Origin of the sequence: Stenotrophomonas sp., from assembly GCF_036662295.1 — a bacterium.
Taxonomy (GTDB): Bacteria; Pseudomonadota; Gammaproteobacteria; order Xanthomonadales; family Xanthomonadaceae; genus Stenotrophomonas.
The window spans coordinates 1-16,244 of sequence record NZ_JAVWXA010000091.1; the positions used below are offsets into that span (position 1 = coordinate 1).

At 67.7% G+C, this 16,244-nt stretch carries 19 protein-coding genes; 6 read left to right on the plus strand and 13 right to left on the minus strand.

All coding sequences use genetic code 11. The annotated features are described in order from the left end of the window. The first annotated feature begins 353 nt into the window (after window positions 1-353). Window positions 354-1,124: an NAD kinase gene (locus RSA25_RS15155; protein WP_332809680.1), complete on the plus strand. Its 771-nt coding sequence runs from the start codon at window positions 354-356 to the stop codon at window positions 1,122-1,124. Window positions 1,125-1,173: 49 nt separating this feature from the next. Further along, window positions 1,174-2,121, plus strand: a complete 948-nt coding sequence (locus RSA25_RS15160) for a 5'-nucleotidase (RefSeq protein WP_332809681.1) — start codon at window positions 1,174-1,176, stop codon at window positions 2,119-2,121. Between the two features lie 114 nt (window positions 2,122-2,235). Here the strand turns inward: RSA25_RS15160 and RSA25_RS15165 are convergent, their stop codons facing one another. From RSA25_RS15165 to asnS, 13 genes are all read right to left on the minus strand, one after another. Further along, window positions 2,236-2,814 carry a DUF2939 domain-containing protein gene (locus tag RSA25_RS15165; protein WP_332809682.1) on the minus strand — a complete coding sequence of 193 codons (579 nt, stop codon included), beginning with the start codon at window positions 2,812-2,814 and terminating at the stop codon, window positions 2,236-2,238. A 63-nt stretch (window positions 2,815-2,877) separates the two neighbouring features. Further along, window positions 2,878-3,861: an aldo/keto reductase gene (locus RSA25_RS15170; RefSeq protein WP_332809683.1), complete on the minus strand. Its 984-nt coding sequence runs from the start codon at window positions 3,859-3,861 to the stop codon at window positions 2,878-2,880. Window positions 3,862-3,866: 5 nt separating this feature from the next. Then, window positions 3,867-4,553, minus strand: a complete 687-nt coding sequence (locus tag RSA25_RS15175; RefSeq protein ID WP_332809684.1) for a DUF2461 domain-containing protein — start codon at window positions 4,551-4,553, stop codon at window positions 3,867-3,869. Then, window positions 4,550-5,989, minus strand: a complete 1,440-nt coding sequence (gene sbcB / locus RSA25_RS15180) for an exodeoxyribonuclease I (protein WP_332809685.1) — start codon at window positions 5,987-5,989, stop codon at window positions 4,550-4,552. The genes RSA25_RS15175 and sbcB overlap by 4 nt, the downstream gene beginning before the upstream one ends. Next, window positions 5,989-7,356 (minus strand): FAD-dependent monooxygenase, encoded by a 1,368-nt coding sequence (locus RSA25_RS15185; RefSeq protein WP_332809686.1) that lies wholly within the window; start codon window positions 7,354-7,356, stop codon window positions 5,989-5,991. The genes sbcB and RSA25_RS15185 overlap by 1 nt, the downstream gene beginning before the upstream one ends. Before the next feature lie 29 nt (window positions 7,357-7,385). Next, a complete protein-coding gene (kynU, locus tag RSA25_RS15190; protein WP_332809687.1) occupies window positions 7,386-8,663 on the minus strand; it encodes a kynureninase in 1,278 nt (425 codons plus the stop codon). Between the two features lie 392 nt (window positions 8,664-9,055). Continuing rightward, a complete protein-coding gene (locus RSA25_RS15195; protein ID WP_332809688.1) occupies window positions 9,056-9,475 on the minus strand; it encodes a hypothetical protein in 420 nt (139 codons plus the stop codon). 625 nt (window positions 9,476-10,100) lie between these two features. Then, window positions 10,101-10,631, minus strand: a complete 531-nt coding sequence (locus tag RSA25_RS15200; RefSeq protein WP_332809689.1) for a 3-hydroxyanthranilate 3,4-dioxygenase — start codon at window positions 10,629-10,631, stop codon at window positions 10,101-10,103. 26 nt (window positions 10,632-10,657) lie between these two features. Further along, a complete protein-coding gene (gene can, locus RSA25_RS15205; RefSeq protein WP_332809690.1) occupies window positions 10,658-11,320 on the minus strand; it encodes a carbonate dehydratase in 663 nt (220 codons plus the stop codon). 72 nt (window positions 11,321-11,392) lie between these two features. After that, window positions 11,393-12,031: an FMN-binding negative transcriptional regulator gene (locus RSA25_RS15210; RefSeq protein ID WP_332809691.1), complete on the minus strand. Its 639-nt coding sequence runs from the start codon at window positions 12,029-12,031 to the stop codon at window positions 11,393-11,395. 6 nt (window positions 12,032-12,037) lie between these two features. Then, entirely contained in the window at window positions 12,038-12,352 is a 315-nt protein-coding gene (locus tag RSA25_RS15215; protein WP_332809692.1) for a hypothetical protein, read from the minus strand. A gap of 2 nt (window positions 12,353-12,354) precedes the next feature. Then, a complete protein-coding gene (locus tag RSA25_RS15220; RefSeq protein ID WP_332809693.1) occupies window positions 12,355-12,654 on the minus strand; it encodes a hypothetical protein in 300 nt (99 codons plus the stop codon). Window positions 12,655-12,677: 23 nt separating this feature from the next. Beyond that, the gene (gene asnS, locus RSA25_RS15225; protein ID WP_332809694.1) at window positions 12,678-14,072 is read right to left on the minus strand and encodes an asparagine--tRNA ligase; all 1,395 of its coding nucleotides are present in this window, start codon (window positions 14,070-14,072) and stop codon (window positions 12,678-12,680) included. Between the two features lie 129 nt (window positions 14,073-14,201). On the opposite strand from asnS, the gene RSA25_RS15230 reads away from it, so the two are divergent. From RSA25_RS15230 to rplI, 4 genes are all read left to right on the plus strand, one after another. Next, window positions 14,202-14,540, plus strand: a complete 339-nt coding sequence (locus tag RSA25_RS15230; protein ID WP_332809695.1) for an iron-sulfur cluster assembly accessory protein — start codon at window positions 14,202-14,204, stop codon at window positions 14,538-14,540. Window positions 14,541-14,706: 166 nt separating this feature from the next. After that, window positions 14,707-15,144, plus strand: coding sequence for a 30S ribosomal protein S6 (gene rpsF / locus RSA25_RS15235; protein ID WP_038687655.1), 438 nt, complete (start codon window positions 14,707-14,709; stop codon window positions 15,142-15,144). A gap of 11 nt (window positions 15,145-15,155) precedes the next feature. Beyond that, window positions 15,156-15,386: a 30S ribosomal protein S18 gene (rpsR, locus tag RSA25_RS15240; protein ID WP_002804494.1), complete on the plus strand. Its 231-nt coding sequence runs from the start codon at window positions 15,156-15,158 to the stop codon at window positions 15,384-15,386. Between the two features lie 151 nt (window positions 15,387-15,537). Then, window positions 15,538-15,987 (plus strand): 50S ribosomal protein L9, encoded by a 450-nt coding sequence (gene rplI / locus RSA25_RS15245; protein ID WP_332809696.1) that lies wholly within the window; start codon window positions 15,538-15,540, stop codon window positions 15,985-15,987. Window positions 15,988-16,244: the final 257 nt, after the last annotated feature.

Genomic DNA, 16,244 nt, shown 5'->3' on the forward strand with positions numbered 1-16,244 from the left:
ATACCCCAGCCATGGCGTATGCCGGCCCCGCACCCCCGCCCGTACCCGCCCTTGGACAGTGGACCGGTGCGCACGGAAAAAGCCGGTAGTGCCGGCCGCTGGCCGGCTTCCCACAGGCACCCTTGTTCTCAACGACCACCGACCAACGGCCAGTGCTGCGGCCATTGATCTCTTGGCGGCCAGGCCGGCACTCGCAAGGACTCACGCGCTGCAACACCAGAACTCCACAGAAGGGCGAAGCGCCTTTTCCTTTGCATGCAGCAACCCTGGGCGAGCACCGCATCCGCCCCAACCCCATCCCGCCGGACGCAACCGGTTATGCTCTGCCCGGTACACCCCCACCGGATCCACCGATGAGCGACACCCCCCGTATCGCCTTCCTGGCCAGCAACACCGAGGCGGCGCAGCAGGCGCTGGCCGTGATGCTGGCGCGCCATGGGCACTGCACGCCCGAGGCGGCCGACGTGCTGTGTCCGCTGGGCGGCGACGGTTTCATGCTGCAGACCCTGCACCGGCACGCTGCGCTGGACAAGCCGGTGTTCGGCATGAAGCTGGGGACGGTCGGGTTCCTGATGAACCAGTTCCGTGACGACGACCTGCCGGCACGGCTGGCCGCCGCCGAGCCGGCGCACCTGCGGCCGCTGGAAATGCTGGCGCTCACCGAATCGGGCACCACCACCGGTTCGCTGGCCTACAACGACGTCTCGCTGCTGCGGCAGACCCGCCAGGCCGCGCACATCGGCGTGGACCTCAATGGCCAGGAGCGCGTGGCCGAGCTGATCGGCGACGGCGTGCTGGTCTCCACCCCGGCCGGCAGCACCGCCTACAACTATTCCGCGCATGGCCCGATCCTGCCGCTGGGCTCGCACACCATCGCCCTGACCCCGCTGGCCCCGTACCGGCCGCGCCGGTGGCGCGGGGCCATCCTCAAGGCCGACACCGAAGTCCGCTTCCGCGTGCTGGACCCTTACAAGCGCCCGGTCAGCGTGACCGCCGATTCCCACGAGACCCGCGACGTGGTCGAGGTGACGATCCGCGAGTCGCGCGAGCGCCGGGTGACCCTGCTGTTCGATCCTGAACACAATCTGGAAGACCGGATCCTCAGCGAACAGTTCATGTTTTGACCGACAATAGCGGGCCGGCCACGTGGGCCGCATTGGATCTGTGACTGCCATGGGCGACAACACCCCCCGATTGCTGACCGTCGCGGTGACCTCGCGCGCGCTGTTCGACCTGGAAGAGGGCCATGCCCTGTTCGAGGCCGAGGGCGTGGACGCCTACGCCGAATACCAGCGCAAGCACGAGGACGACGTGCTGCGCCCGGGCGTGGCCTTCCCGGTGGTGCGCAAGCTGCTGGCGCTCAACCAGGGACAGTCGCCGGAGTCGCCGCGGGTGGAGGTGATCCTGTTGTCGCGCAACTCGGCCGATACCGGCCTGCGCATCTTCAACTCCATCCAGCATTACGGCCTGGGCATCATCCGCGCCACCTTCACCGCCGGCGAGCCGACCTGGCCCTACGTCAAGCCGTTCGGCACCGACCTGTTCCTGTCGGCCAATCCCGAATCGGTGCGTCGCGCGCTGCTGCACGGCATCGCCGCCGCCACCATCCTGCCCAAGCCGCCGGGCGAGACCATCGCCGCGGCCGAGCAGGTGGACATGAGCCAGCCCCTGGGCCAGCTGCGCATCGCCTTCGATGGCGATGCGGTGATCTTCGGCGATGAGAGCGAGCGGATCTCGCGCGAGCAGGGGGTGGAAGCCTTCGGCCGGCATGAGCGCGAGAACGCGCGTGAACCGCTCAGTGGCGGCCCGTTCCGCAACTTCCTCTCGGCCCTGCACACGCTGCAGGCCGTGTTCCCGTCGGGCGAAGATGCGCCGATCCGCACCGCGCTGGTGACCGCGCGCTCGGCGCCGGCGCACGAGCGGGTGATCCGCACGCTGCGCGAGTGGGGCGTGCGCCTGGACGAGGCGTTGTTCCTGGGCGGGCGGCACAAGGGGCCGTTCCTGGAGGCATTCGGCGCGGACATCTTCTTCGACGACTCGCAGCACAACATCGACAGCGCCCGCCAGCACCAGAGCGTGGCGGCCGGGCACGTGCCGCATGGCGTGGCCAACGACGGGTAGGCCATGACCGTTGGTCGTGCGTACCGACCAACCGTATGCCCGGCGTGACGCGCGGGCACCCATCGGGCCGTCGCCAGCGAGGTCAGGAACCGCATGCGCGGTTGCTTGCGATCCCTACCGGATGGGGAGGCCGCTCGGCGGTTGGGGCGCGTCGTCGCCCAGCGGCAACCGGATGTCCACCAGTTTCCAGCGCAACCCGGTGCGTTGCAGGACGAACACGATGGGCGTGCCATCCGGGGCGTGGGTGGTGGCGGTGAAGCGTGAGAGCGACTCGAAGTGGTGCTCGGCACCCTGCAGCGGGCGCGCCTTGCGCGGCGCGGCGTAGGGATCGCGGCTTTCCAGGTCGTTGCTGGCCCGCTTCCACAGCATGCGCCCTTCCAGCAGTGCACCGATCCCGGTCGGGGTGACCATCGCATCCACGGCGGTGCCGGTGAGCTTCTCGCTGGCCCCCAGCAGCAGCGCGCCCAACAGGTTGGACTGCACCTCCGGCCCGGCGCGGCGCACCACGTAGTCGTTCACCTGTGCGCGCAGGTTGGCGCGCAGCATCGGGAAATCGACATAGCGATCGAGCCGGGCGGTATCGCGCGTTTCGATGGCCTGGGCCAGGCCGCGCACGGTCAGGTAGGGGCCGCTGACAAACACCCCGGCCAGCAACAGCAGCAGGGCCAGCAGCAACCAGGGCAGTTTCTTCATCGCTCTCGCCTCAGTGCGGCACTGCGTCGAGCTTGCCGCAGCGGGTGTGGAAACATGTGAAGGCTAGGGCGCATGCGCCGCACCGGTCGGGGCGAACGCGGCGACCAGGCGCGCGCGTTCGTCCGGCTGCAGCGCCGCCACGTGGGTCTGCAGGATCTGCTCGAGGTTGGCCACGCGGGTCGTGCCCAGCACGCCGCTGGCGATCGCCGGGTTCTGCAGCACGTAGGCAAACGCGGTCTGGGCCGGCGTCTGCGAATGCACCGTGGCGACGGCGCGCTGCATCGCACGTGCGCTGCGCATCAACGCCCGGCTGGAGGGCTTCAACCATGCGCGCGCCAGGTACCACGCATCGGCCAGGCGCGGCAGGCGCGGCCGGGCGGGCAGCAGGTGCCCCTGGGCCAGGACGGTCCCCGCCAGGACGCCGATCCCGGCCGCGTGCATGGCCTGGATCAGCGGCTCGCGGTCCTGCTGCAGGGCGTTGTAGTCGATCAGGGCGACCTGGAACGCGCCGGGCCGGTCGGCCATGAAGCGCATGGTCTCGGCGGTGTGGGTGTTGATGCCCAGCAGCCGGAACATGCCGTTGCGCCGCATGCGGTCCAGCGCGGTGAGCAGCTCGTCGGTGATCTGCGGCACGCCGATGCCGTGCAGCTGGAAGATGTCCAGGTGGTCGCACTGCAGGTTGCGCAGCGAGGCCGCGCAGCTGCGTTCGATGTTGTCGGGCGAGAAGTCGCGTTGCTCGGCGCCGCTGACCCCGGCCTGCCCGGTGAGGGTGCCGGCCTTGCTGGAGATCACCAGCCCGTCGCGCGGATGGGCGGCGAACGCGCGTTGCAGGATCCGCCCCAGCCGGGGCTCGGCGTTGAACCCGGAATAGTTGTGGCCGGTATCGAACAGGTTGACGCCGCGTTCCAGCGCATGGCGCACGATGCGCTCGGCCTCGGCCTCGGCGAACCGGCGGTGGCCCCAGAACCCCGAGCAGCCCAATGCGATCTGCGACACCCACAGGCCGCTGTCGCCCAGCGGGCGGCGTGGCACGGCGGTGGCGGTCATCGTGCTCAGAACTCCAGGTCCAGGGCCGCGCACAGGTAGTCCACGAACGGCCCCAGCGCGGCCAGGTCGGCGGCCAGGGTCTGGCGCAGGCGCGGCCCGGTCATCGCCGCATCGTCCAGCGAGCGCCAGAACACCCAGTTGCGGTGCTTGAGGTCGTCGATGAACTCGAAATCCGGCTCGAAACCGCGCGGCGCCCGCACCAGTTTCTCGCTCTGTTCGAAGTCGAACCGCTTGCGCAGCGCCGGCGCATGCGCGGCCGCCTTCCAGCTGCCGGGGTTGTCGACGATGAAGGTGCGCACCTTGCGCTGGGTGGCCGGCTCGGGATGCCACAGGCCGGCGCCGACGAAGCTGCCGCCCGGCTGCAGGTGGATGTAGAACGAAGGCGCGGGCACCTGCTTGCGCCGCTCGTGGAACAGGCGCGCGCCCTGCCATTCCTTGTAGGGCGACTTGTCGTTGGAGAAGCGCGCGTCGCGGTAGATGCGGAACAGCGAGCCGCCGACGCTGCGCGGATCGGCGCGGAACTTGTCGCTGACCGCGGCCAGGTCCGGCTGCAGGTCGGTGATCAGGCGCAGGAAGGGCTGGCGCACGTGCTCTTCGTACTGCGGCTTGTGCTCGTTGAACCAGGTCTTGTCGTTGTGGCGGGCCAGCCCGCGCAGGAACGTGAAGCTCTTGGGACTGAAATAGCTGCTCACAGGCTCTGCTCCAGGTGGTTGCCCCAGTCGCGCAGCTGCTGCAGCAGCGCCAGCGTGCCGGGATCGGTGGCGTGTTCGGCGGCCAGCGCGTCCAGCTGCTGGCGGTAGTGCGGCAGGGTCTGCTCGCCCAGCCCGGTCTCGCCCAGCAGGCGCTGGCGGCGGTAGTCGTTCCAGCGCTCGCGCTCGGCCGCATCCAGGGTCTGCGGGTAGTTGCGCGCGCGATAGCGGAACAGCAGCTCGGGCATGCGCGGATCGCGCAGGCGCTCGGCAAAGCCGGCCAGTTCGGCCGGCGGACTGGTGCGGATGCGGGTCATCAGCGCCTTGTCGCCGTCGGCAAGGAAGCCATCGTACAGCGCGCCATCCACGTCGCTGGGCGGCAACGTGCGCTCGCCGCCGAAGACCTGGCGCACCTTCTCGGCCAGCGCCGGGCCCAGCGCGCGCAGGCGCGCGGCCTTGGCCTCGACCATGCCCGGATCGATGCCGAGGCGGGCGTGGTCGGCCGCGCGCAGGTGGTTCCAGGCCACCAGGGCGGGCACCTTGTTGAGGTGCACTTCCTTGAGCGGCACGCGCTGCTCGCCCTCGGCCAGGTCGGCCGCGCGGGTGTACAGGCGCGCGGCGATGGCCTCGGCCGGCAGCGCCATCAGCGCGTCGACATCGCCGTCCAGGTCGAACACGATCACGCGGTTGTTGATGTAGGGGTGGCGCGCCAGCGGCAGCACCGGGGCGGCACACATGCGCTGGGCCGGATAGCGCATGGAGATGTGCAGCACCGGCTGCATGGCATCCACGTCCAGCAGGTTGCCCACGAAACGCTTGTCGCGCAGCTTCAGCGCGTAATCCCACAGGCGCGGCTGGGCCTGCTGGAACAGGCGTGCCAGGCCGATGGTGGCGTGCACGTCCGACAGTGCCTCGTGGGCGTCGCCCTGGCGCACGTCATTGGCGGTGGCCAGGTGCTCGAGCTTGAACGAGGTGGCGCCATCCTCGCGCTGCGGCCACGCCACGCCGTCGGGCCGCAGCGCGTGCAGCAGGCGCATCATGTCCAGCAGGTCCCAGCGCGAGTTGCCGTTGCGCCACTCGCGTTCGTAGGGATCGTAGAAATTGCGGAACAGCCCGTGCCGCACGAATTCGTCATCGAAGCGCAGCGTGTTGTAGCCCAGCGCGCAGGTGCCCGGCCGCGCCATCAGGTCGTGGATGCGCGAGAAGGCCTCGGCCTCGCTCACCCCGGCCTGCAGCGCGTGCTGCGGGGTGATGCCGGTGATCAGCGTGGCCACCGGCGAGGGCAGCAGGTCGTCGGCCGGCTTGACGTAGAAGCTGACCGGGGTGTCGATGATGTTCAGCGCGGCATCGGTGCGGATCGCGGCGAACTGGGCGATGCGGGTGCGGCGCGGGTCCTGGCCGAAGGTTTCCAGGTCGTAGAACAGGAAGCTGTCAGTCATCAGTGCGCGCCCTCCAGCACGGGCAGCTGCGCGTGCACGATGCGCTCCAGCGCCGCCCAGTCGATGTGCGCCAGGCTGTCGTGCCCGGCGGTGGCGTCTTCGAGGATGCGCCGCTGCAGCAGGGTGCGTTCCAGCGCCACCGCGTAGGGCGTGTGCAGGAAGGTCACCATGGTGTAGTGCGGCACGAAACGCGTGGGCCAGCGCGCCTGCAGCGCCTGTTCCAGCTCGCGCTGCAACAGGAAGGCCGGGTCGGCGACGCGGTCGCGCATCTCCAGGTAGTTCTCCAACGCCATCTGCTGGATCGCTTCGGCATTGGGCTTGCGATCGGCTTCGAACGCGGCGAAGGCCGCGGCCAGCGAGTCCTGCTCGAGCAGGTGGCCGGCCAGCGCCACGCAGTCTTCGAAGGCGCAGTTCATGCCCTGGCCGTGGAAGGGCACCATCGCGTGCGCGGCATCGCCGAGCAGGGCCGCACGCCCCTGTAGGTGCCAGTGCTTGAGGTGCAGCGTGCCCAGCAGCCCGGGCGGGTGCTCCTCCCAATCACGCCGCAGGTTGGGGATCAGCGCCAGCGCATCGGGGAAGTCGCGCGCGAACAGCGCCTCGGCCTGGACACCGTCGGTGGTGGTGGCGAAGCTGGGCTCGCCCTGGTTGGGCAGGAACAGGGTGACGGTGAAGGTGCCTTCGTGGTTGGGCAGGGCGATGCACATGTAGTGGCCACGCGGCCAGATGTGCAGCGCGTTGGCCTCGATGCGGAAGCCGCCGTCGGCGGTGGGCGGGATCTCCAGCTCCTTGTAGGAGTGGTCCAGGAAATCGATGCGCTCGTCCAGCGATTGCTTGCGGTTCATCGCCGCGCGCAGGGCCGAGCCGGCCCCGTCGGCCCCGATCAGCGTCTCGAAACGGATGTCGTGCGGCTGGTCGTCGCGGTCGTCGATGAAGCGCGCGTAGCCGGCATCGAAGTCCACGGTGTGCAGGCGGCGATGGAAATGCACCTGCGCGCCGGCATCCTCGGCCAGCTGCAGCAGGGTGGTGTTGAGGTCCTTGCGGTGGATGGACCAGATCACCTCGCTGTCGTCACGCCCGTAACGCTGCAGCTGCGGCTCGCCCTGGCGCGGGTGGATCATGCGCCCGCGCATCATCACCGCCTTGGCCATGACCGCTTCTTCCACGCCGGCCTGGCGCAGCGCATTGCGGCCGCGCTCGGCCAGGGCCAGGTTGATCGACCGGCCGGACTCGTAGTCGCTGATGCGCGGATCGCCGCGGCGCTCGTACAGGGTGATGCGCCAGCCCTGGCGCGAGAGCAGGATGGCGAGCAGGGAGCCGGCCAGGCCGGCGCCGATGATGCTCAGCGAGCGGGAAGTGGAAGCGATCAAGGCAATGTCCGCAAAGGGAAGGGCAGCGGTTACAGGCCGGCCCAGGCGCCCACTTCGTCGACGAAGTGGTGCAGGTCCTGGTAACGGTTGTACAGCGGGGTGGGCGAGATGCGGATGACGTCCGGTTCACGCCAGTCGCCGAGCACGCCCACGGTCTGCAGGTACTCGAACAGGCTGCGGCCGCGCTCGCGGCCACCGGCCACGCGCAGGGACAACTGGCAGCCGCGGCGTTCCGGTTCGCTGGGGGTGAGCACCTCCAGGACGCCGGGCAGGCGGGCGCGCACGAGGGCGTCGAGCAGGCCGGTCAGGCGCAGCGATTTTTCGCGCAGGGCGGTGATGCCGCCGGCCTTGTCGACCACGTCCAGCGCGGCGCGCAGCGGGGCCAGGCCCAGCACGGGCGGGTTGCTCAACTGCCAGCCTTCGGCGCCCACGGCGGGCACGAACTGCGGGGCCATCTTGAAACGGGTGGCTTCTTCGTGGCCCCACCAGCCGGCGAAGCGGGGCAGGCTGGTATCGCGGTGGTGGCGTTCGTGGACGAAGCAGCCGGCGACCGCGCCGGGACCGGCGTTGAGATACTTGTAGTGGCACCAGATGGCGAAGTCGGGCGCGACGTCGTGCAGTTGCAGGGGCACATTGCCGACCGAGTGGGCCAGGTCGAAGCCCACGCGCGCGCCCTGCAGGCGGGCCATGCGGGTGATGGCATCCAGGTCGAAGACCTGGCCGCTGCGGTACTGCACGCCCGGCCAGAGCACCAGCGCCAGGCGCGGGCCATGCTGGGTGATGGCCCGTTCGATGGCCTGCAGGGAAATCGTGCCGTTGGGTTCGTCGGGCTGTACCTCGATGAGGTCGGTGGCCGGATCGAAGCCGTGGAATCGGATCTGGGATTCGACGGCATGGCGGTCGGTGGGGAAGGCGCCGGCTTCGATGAGGATGGCCGGGCGCTGGGCGGTGGGCCGGTAGAAGCTGACCATCATGAGATGGAGGTTGACGCTGAGGGTGTTCATGGCGACCACTTCGCTGGGCAGCGCGCCGACGACGCGGGCAAGCTGATCGCTGACGAGGCGGTGGTAGCGCAGCCACTGGGTGTCGCCGGTGAAGTGGCCTTCGACGGCAAGGCTGGCCCATTTGTCCATGACCTCCTGGACGGCGGCACGCGCCCCGCGCGGCTGGAGGCCGAGCGAGTTGCCGACGAAGTAGGTCTGGTCGCGGTGGTTGTGCTGGGGGAAGACGAACTCGCTGCGGAGGGCGCGCAGGGGGTCGGCGGCGTCCAGGGCAACGGCGTGGGTGCGGCTGAGAATGTCGGACATGGTGCGACCAGCAATGACAGTGGCTGACAGTTTATCCGGGTGCCGGGGGGAAGGGGGGTGGTGTTGGTAAAGGCAACAGCCAAGGCAACGGCAACGGCTACGGGCGCTCTGCCTGGCCTTCAGTGGGCTGGCGCGGTGCGGGTGGGTTGGCGGGACACGCCGTGCATCCCGCTCCGCGGCCCGGCCCAGCCGCTGGCGGCTGTGCGTTCAGTCGCATGCGAGGCAGTGCCTCGCAAGCCATGCGCCTTCACCTCTGGAGCAGCTGTGTTGCTGGAGAGGCTAGGCCCCTCCCGCAGACGGTCACGGTAGTGCCGGCCGCTGGCCGGCAGCCCTGGATGTACGACCGGAGCGGCTTCAAGACTCGCACACGCCAGCCGTGACGTGTGACGGTCCTATTGCTGCGTGCTACTCCTTCCGTTGAGAATCTGGGTCGCGATTTCCTTTCCGCGACGCAGCTGCGCGCTGTCCAGGCCGGACATTGCACCATTCAAGAATGAAGCGCCGTAGCGACTTGTACTGGTTTGAATGTAGGCCTCTGCATACGCATATGCCATCACCGGATCTTGCGGCGCCAATGACCCATTCTTGTAGATGTCACTGAGCCGCACATACGCCTGTGATTGACCGGACGCACCTGCTGATTCCAGGAACCTGATGGTGTTGTCCTTGTATTCCCTGATGAGATCAGGATCAAGAGCGTTCTTGTCGTCCTCAAAGATTCTTGAGGCGTACAACGAATAGTCGAGCTGCGCACGAACCTCCCCGTTCTCAGCGGCGAAGGTTATGGCCTTGAAGACTTCTTCGCGACTCATCGGGTCCAGCAGCAGGTCCTTGCAAAGCCCGTCCGTCGTACTCGGGGCATGCTCTCCAGCGCTCGAGGCCTCGCGATCCATCTGGCAACGCAGATTGGTCTCAACGAGCTCGTAAGCGGTTGCAGCATCGGCCTAGGATGAATCCGTCTCCCTGCCTGACGCAGGAAGCGTCGCAGGCGGGATCTGCGGCCGACGGCGGACATCTCGTTTCTCAGGACCAGCAGCAGCGTTGGAAGCTGGTTCATTGATGGATGCGGATTGGCTCGAAAGTGAGGGCATTGCCTCATCCCGCCAGACACAGAGCAATGCAGCACCGCTCAGCATGGCGACAGCAGCGACTGTTGCCAGTAAAACTCTCTTGGCCATCATGCAAAATCCCTTTGCCCTGGAGATAGAGTCCACGTCGCTGCCTTTCATTCATGCTCCATCGAAGGCCAAGGCCATCCGCAACGCGCGGGAGCGAGAGCAGGTTGAGCGTTGGGGGAGCGGCGAGGCCACCTTCGGGCCAGCGGCCGGGCCGCGGCGCAGAGCGGGATTCACGGCGTGTCCTGCCAGCCCACCCGTACCAGGTCAGCGCGGTAGCACGCGCCGATCGAGGATTGTGCTTTTCAGCTGTTGAAGGTCTTCAGCCCTCAACAGCCGGCACAGCGCCAGGCACCGGATCGACCTGTCCGCACGCCTTGCACGTGCGCAGGTCCACAGAGGACTGGTAGCGCGCGAAGACCTTTGGCAGGTCGGTTTCGATGTTTTCCAGCGCGAAGTATTCTTCGTACAGCTTGTGGTTGCAGCGCTCGCAGAACCACAGCAGCCCGTCGCGTTCGTGCGCCAGCCGCTTGCGTTCCACCACCAGGCCCACGCCGCCGGCCGGGCGGCGCGGTGAGTGCGGCACCTTGCCCGGCAGCAGGAAGATCTCGCCGGCACGGATCGGGATGTCGCGGACCGCGCCCGCTTCCTGCACCTTCAGCACCATCTCGCCTTCGAGCTGGTAAAACCACTCCGGGCCTTCGTCGTAATGGAAGTCGGTGCGGCTGTTTGGCCCCCCCACCACCATCACGATGAAGTCACCATTTTCGATCATCTTGTTGCCCACCGGCGGCTTCAGCAGATGCCGGTTTTCTTCGATCCAGCCCAGCAGATTGATCGGCATGGGAAGCATGGTGCGAGTCCGTCAGGGGAGGGGGGTCAGTCGCGCTTGCCGCGGCGCGGCACGTGCGCCAGCGCGCGTTCGTAGGCCGGCTGCAGCTCTTCCGTGGCGCCCACGTCGATGCCCATCTCGCGCACGCGGCCGTCCTTCAGGCTGTACACCCAGCCGTGCACCATCAGCTTCTGCCCGCGCGCCCACGCGTCCTGCACGATCGTCGAGCGGCACAGGTTGGCCACCTGCTCGATCACGTTCAGTTCGCACAGGCGGGCGTGCTTGAGCTCGTCGGTCTCGATCGCATCGATGATCGCCGTGTGCTTCTGCATCACATCGCCCACATGCCGCAGCCAGTTGTCGGCCAGCCCCACCCGCGTGTTGTGCAGGCAGGCGTGCACGCCGCCGCAGCCGTAGTGGCCCACGATGAGGATGTGCTTCACCTTCAACTGGTCCACCGCGTACTGCACCACGCTCAGGCAGTTCAGGTCGGTGTGGGCGACCACGTTGGCCACGTTGCGGTGCACGAACACCTCACCCGGCGCCATGCCGATGATCTGGTTGGCCGGCACCCGCGAATCGGAGCAGCCGATCCACAGGTATTCGGGGTGCTGCTGCTTGGCCAGCTGGTGGAAGAACTCCGGGTCTTCCTTCTCGATCCGGTCGGCCCAGTCGCGGTTGTTCTGCAGCAGCTTGTGGATGTCTTTCATCGTGGGGTGTCCCTGACGTGGGGTGGGGGCAAGGCGCGGCCGCGGGGCCGCGTCGTCGCGGGAATGAGGGGCTTAGCGGTGCTCGCCGTGTTCGTCGCGGCGCCAGCGCATCCACTGCGCCAGTTCGCGCGAGGGCGCCGCCTCCAGCGCCGAGAGCGCGTCGATCACGCTGCGTTGGTTGGCCTCGGGATGGTTCTGGCTGAGCTTGAGCTTGATCTGCACCTGCGCCGGGCGGAAGCGGAAGCCCACGATGCCGGCCAGCATGCGCGCCTGGCGTGCCTCGATCGGCAACAGGGCCCAGTCGCCGCCCACCTGGGCCTCGTAGTGGGTGCTGAGGCGGTCCAGCATCCCGATCAGCGCCGCTGCCTCGGTCACCGGTTCCAGTGCGCCACGCAGCTCGGCAGCGGCGTAGTTCCAGGTCGGCACGCGGGCCTGCGCCTGTTTGTCCGGGTACCAGCCGGGCGAGATGTAGGCATGTGGCCCATCCACCAGCAGCGCCGCCGGACCGGCGTGGCCGGCCTGCGGGTTGGGCTTGGCCCAGTGGCCTTCGATCAGGATGCCGCCGGCGTCGCGGGTGTACACCACCGGCAGCCGGGTCGCCTGCGGGAAGCCGTCGGCCCCGTTGGTCACCAGCGTCACGAACGCATCGCGCGCCAGCAGCCGGTCCAGCCAGATCAGGTCGGTCTCGGCGAAGGCAGCGGGGATGAACATCGATGGTTACGCGCGGGCGCCCAGGTTCTGCACCATGCGCCCGTGCAGGTCGGCGTCGCTGCTGGCCTGCGGCGGCTGCACTTCATGCAGGGAGAAGCCGCGGACCAGCGCGTCTTCCTCGTCCAGGCCGTCATAGGCCACGAACTCGGCATCGAACAGCTGCGAGCGGGCGGTGTCTTCGCTGTCGTAGCTCAGCGTGTTGCCGTCGCTGTCGAGCACTTCGGCGGTGCCGGCCGGGCGGATCCGCAGGCGCGCCCAGATCAGCGTGTTGCCGAGGCTGGCCAGGAACCATTCGTCGCGGTGGGGGGCGGTGTCAGTCATGTCTATACCATCGAAAGCAGCCAGAGCAGGGCAGCCATGCCCAGTCCGGCCAACAAGGTGAGCAGGGACACCCATGCCGGTGTCGCCAGGCCGGACAGCGCCCGGTCGGGCGTCTGCCGGTAGTCGCGGACCAGCAGCCAGCGCAGCGCGTCCGGGCGCAGGAACGCGCCCTGGCCGAAGCGGTGCGCCAGGGGCGGGTGTCGGTCGCGGATGTGGATCAGGGTCAGCGGCCAGAAGATCACGAAGGCACTGAACCCGGCGATCGCCACGCCGACGAAACACAGCGCGAGGAACAGGGTCATGGGTGCACTGCCTCCTTGATCGATCAGAACTCGGCGCTGCCCGGGGCGCGCGGGTAGGGGATGGCGTCGCGGATGTTGCCCAGCCCGCACACGTACACCACCAGGCGCTCGAAGCCCAGCCCGAAGCCGGCGTGCGGCACCGAACCATAGCGGCGGAAATCGCGGTACCAGCCGTAATGCGCCGGGTCCAGGCCGAACTGCGCCATGCGCGCGTCCAGCACGTCCAGGCGCTCTTCGCGCTGGCTGCCGCCGATGATCTCGCCGATGCCCGGGGCCAGCACGTCCATCGCCGCGACGGTCTTGCCGTCATCGTTCAGGCGCATGTAGAACGCCTTGATGTGCTCGGGGTAGTTGGTCACCACCACCGGGCGGCCGATGTGCTCCTCGGTCAGCCAGCGCTCGTGTTCGGTCTGCAGGTCCAGGCCCCATTCGACCGGGAAGTCGAACTTCCTGTCGGCCTTCTGCAGCAGCTTCACCGCCTCGGTGTAGTCGATCTGCTCGAAGGGGGCGTTGATGAAGTCTTCCAGCTTGGTGATCGCGTTCTTGTCCACGCGCTCGGCCAGGAAGGCCAGGTCGTCGCCACGCTCGTCCAGCACCGCGCGGAACAGGTACTTCAGGAACTGCTCGGCCAGCCGCGCGTCTTCGGCCAGGTCGGCGAAGGCGATTTCCGGCTCGATCATCCAGAACTCGGCCAGGTGGCGGGTGGTGTTGGAGTTCTCGGCGCGGAAGGTCGGGCCGAACGTGTAGACCTTGCTCAATGCCAGGCAGTAGGCCTCCACGTTGAGCTGGCCGGACACGGTCAGGAAGGTTTCCTTGCCGAAGAAATCGCGGCTGAAATCGACCTCGCCCTTCTCGTTGCGCGGCAGGTTGGCCATGTCCAGGGTGGAGACCCGGAACATCTGGCCGGCGCCTTCGGCATCGGAGGTGGTGACGATCGGGGTGCTGATCCAGTTGAACCCGTTCTGGTGGAAGAACCGGTGCACGGCCTGGGACAGGCAGTTGCGGATGCGGGTGACCGCGCCGAACAGGTTGGTGCGCGGGCGCAGGTGCGCCACTTCGCGCAGGAACTCGGCGCTCATCGGCTTGGGCTGGATCGGGTAGGTCAGCGGGTCCTCGACCAGGCCGACGATCTCGATGTGGCTGGCCTGGATTTCGAACGACTGGCCCTTGCCCTGCGACTTCACCAGGGTGCCGCGGGCGATCACCGAGCAGCCCGGGGTCAGGCTCTTGATCTCGTCGAAGTTGCCCAGGGTGTCATTGGCCACCACCTGGATGGGGGCGAAGCAGGAGCCATCGGTGACATTGACGAAAGCCAGCGCCGCAGAGCCGCGTACCGTACGAACCCACCCGCGCACTGTTGCCTCGCCGCCTTCCGGGATCTTCCCGGCAAGCGCATGTTCAACGCTGACCACCGTCATGACTTGAATCCTCTGTTGATCGACTCGATCTCTGAACGAGGGAGTTTACCGGGTGCAGTGTTCTGCTTGCGAGGCCTTTCTCGCCGCCCGGACGCCTATAATGACCACGATCCGCTGGAGTTGCCTGCCATGGCTGTAAGCCTTACCCCCGTTGCCTTTGCCCGCGTGCAGAAGTTCGTCGCCCAGACCCCTGGCGCGCTGGGCCTGCGTTTTGGCGTCACCCGCACCGGTTGCTCGGGCTGGGGCCATGTGACCGACCTGGCCCGCGATGACCGTCCCGGCGACACCGTGTTCGAGCAGGACGGGGTGCGCATCTACGTGGATGCCGACAGCCTGGCCCTGGTGGATGGCACCGAGATCGACTTCGGCAAGCATGGCCTGAGCGAGACGTTCACGTTCAGGAACCCGAACGCCACCGCCGAGTGCGGCTGCGGGGAGAGCTTCACCACCGAGGCCGACAAGGCCTGAGGCCCCGCCAGCGCGGCTGTTCAGCCCGCCCGGCTTGCCTGCAACCCCTTCTGCTGCCACAATGCGCGGCTTCCTGCCTGATTCCGGGCAGGACCCTTGCCCCACCGCGTTCACCTGCGGGGGGCTGTCCGGCCCGTGAAGGGCCACATCCGAAAGGTATACACACATGAGTCGTCATTACGAAGTCGTGTTCCTGGTCCACCCGGACCAGAGCGAACAGGTCCCGGCCATGATCGAGCGCTACAAGGCGCTGGTCGAGAACGGCAACGGCACCATCCACCGTCTGGAAGACTGGGGCCGTCGTCAGCTGGCCTACCCGATCCAGAACCTGGTCAAGGCCCACTACGTCATGCTCAACATCGAGTGCGACCAGGCGGTGCTGAGCGAGCTGGTGGAAAGCTTCCGCTTCAACGATGCCGTGCTGCGCAACCTCGTCATCAAGCGTGACGAAGCGGACACCGAGCAGTCGCTGATCATGAAGAGCAAGGACGAGAAGGGTGACAAGCCCGAGCGTGGCGAGCGTCGTCGTCGTGATGACGAAGAAGGTGAAACCACCCCCGCCGCTGACACCGATGCCGGCGAAGACGCCGCTTCGGCCGCTTAAGGAGCACTGACATGTCCAAGTTCTTCCGTCGCCGCAAGTTCTGCAAGTTCACGGCCGAAGGTGTCAAGGAGATCGACTACAAGGATCTCAACACCCTGCGCCAGTACCTGACCGAGAACGGCAAGATCGTGCCGAGCCGCGTCACCGGTACCAAGTCGAAGTACCAGCGCCAGCTGGCAACGGCCGTCAAGCGCGCCCGTTTCCTGGCCCTGATCCCGTACACCGACAACCACGACGTCTGATGAAAGCCGGCGGCTTCGGTCGCCGCTTTCGTGGACCGGGCCGCCCGCGCTGCAAAGCGTCGGGCGGTTTCACGGTCTACCGTTCGGATATTCGGACAGCCATCGCTGCGGGGCCACGCCTCGCTAACGAATACATATTTGGAGCTACACCATGAAGCTGATTCTTCTCCAGAAGGTCACCAACCTCGGCGGTCTGGGCGACCTGGTCGACGTGAAGCCGGGCTACGGCCGCAACTTCCTCGTCCCGACCGGCAAGGCCGTTCCGGCCACCACCACCAACGTTGCCGAGTTCGAAGCCAAGCGCGCCGACTACGAAGCCAAGGCCCAGTCGATCCACGCTGACGCCGAAGCCCGCAAGGCCGCGCTGGAAGGCAAGAGCGTCACCATCGCCGCCAACGCGTCGACGGAAGGCAAGCTGTACGGTTCGGTTGGCCCGCGCGACATCGCCGAAGCCTTCACCAAGGCCGGCCTGCCGCTGGAAAAGAGCGAAGTGATCCTGGGCGAAGGCGCCTTCCGCAACGTGGGCGAGTACGAGGTGACTGTTCACCTGCACGCCGACGTGGAAACCACCGTCAAGGTGGTGGTGGAAGCCGAAGCCTGATCCCTGCCGCAAGGCTGGAATCGCTGAAACGGGTACCCGCAAGGGTGCCCGTTTTTGTTTTTGGGGTTTCGTTTTCTGGAAGCGACAACGGCGGGAAATGCAGAGCAGCCACGCATGGCGTGGCGCCCCCCCTTTTTCGCCTTTGCCTGCCCATGAGCACCATGACGGCCTCGGCGGGCTGGGGTGGGCGGTGGCGCGGGACCGTCGGGCGCCATGGATGGCGCCCGTCGAGGCCCCAGGGATGGGTTCACGCCGTG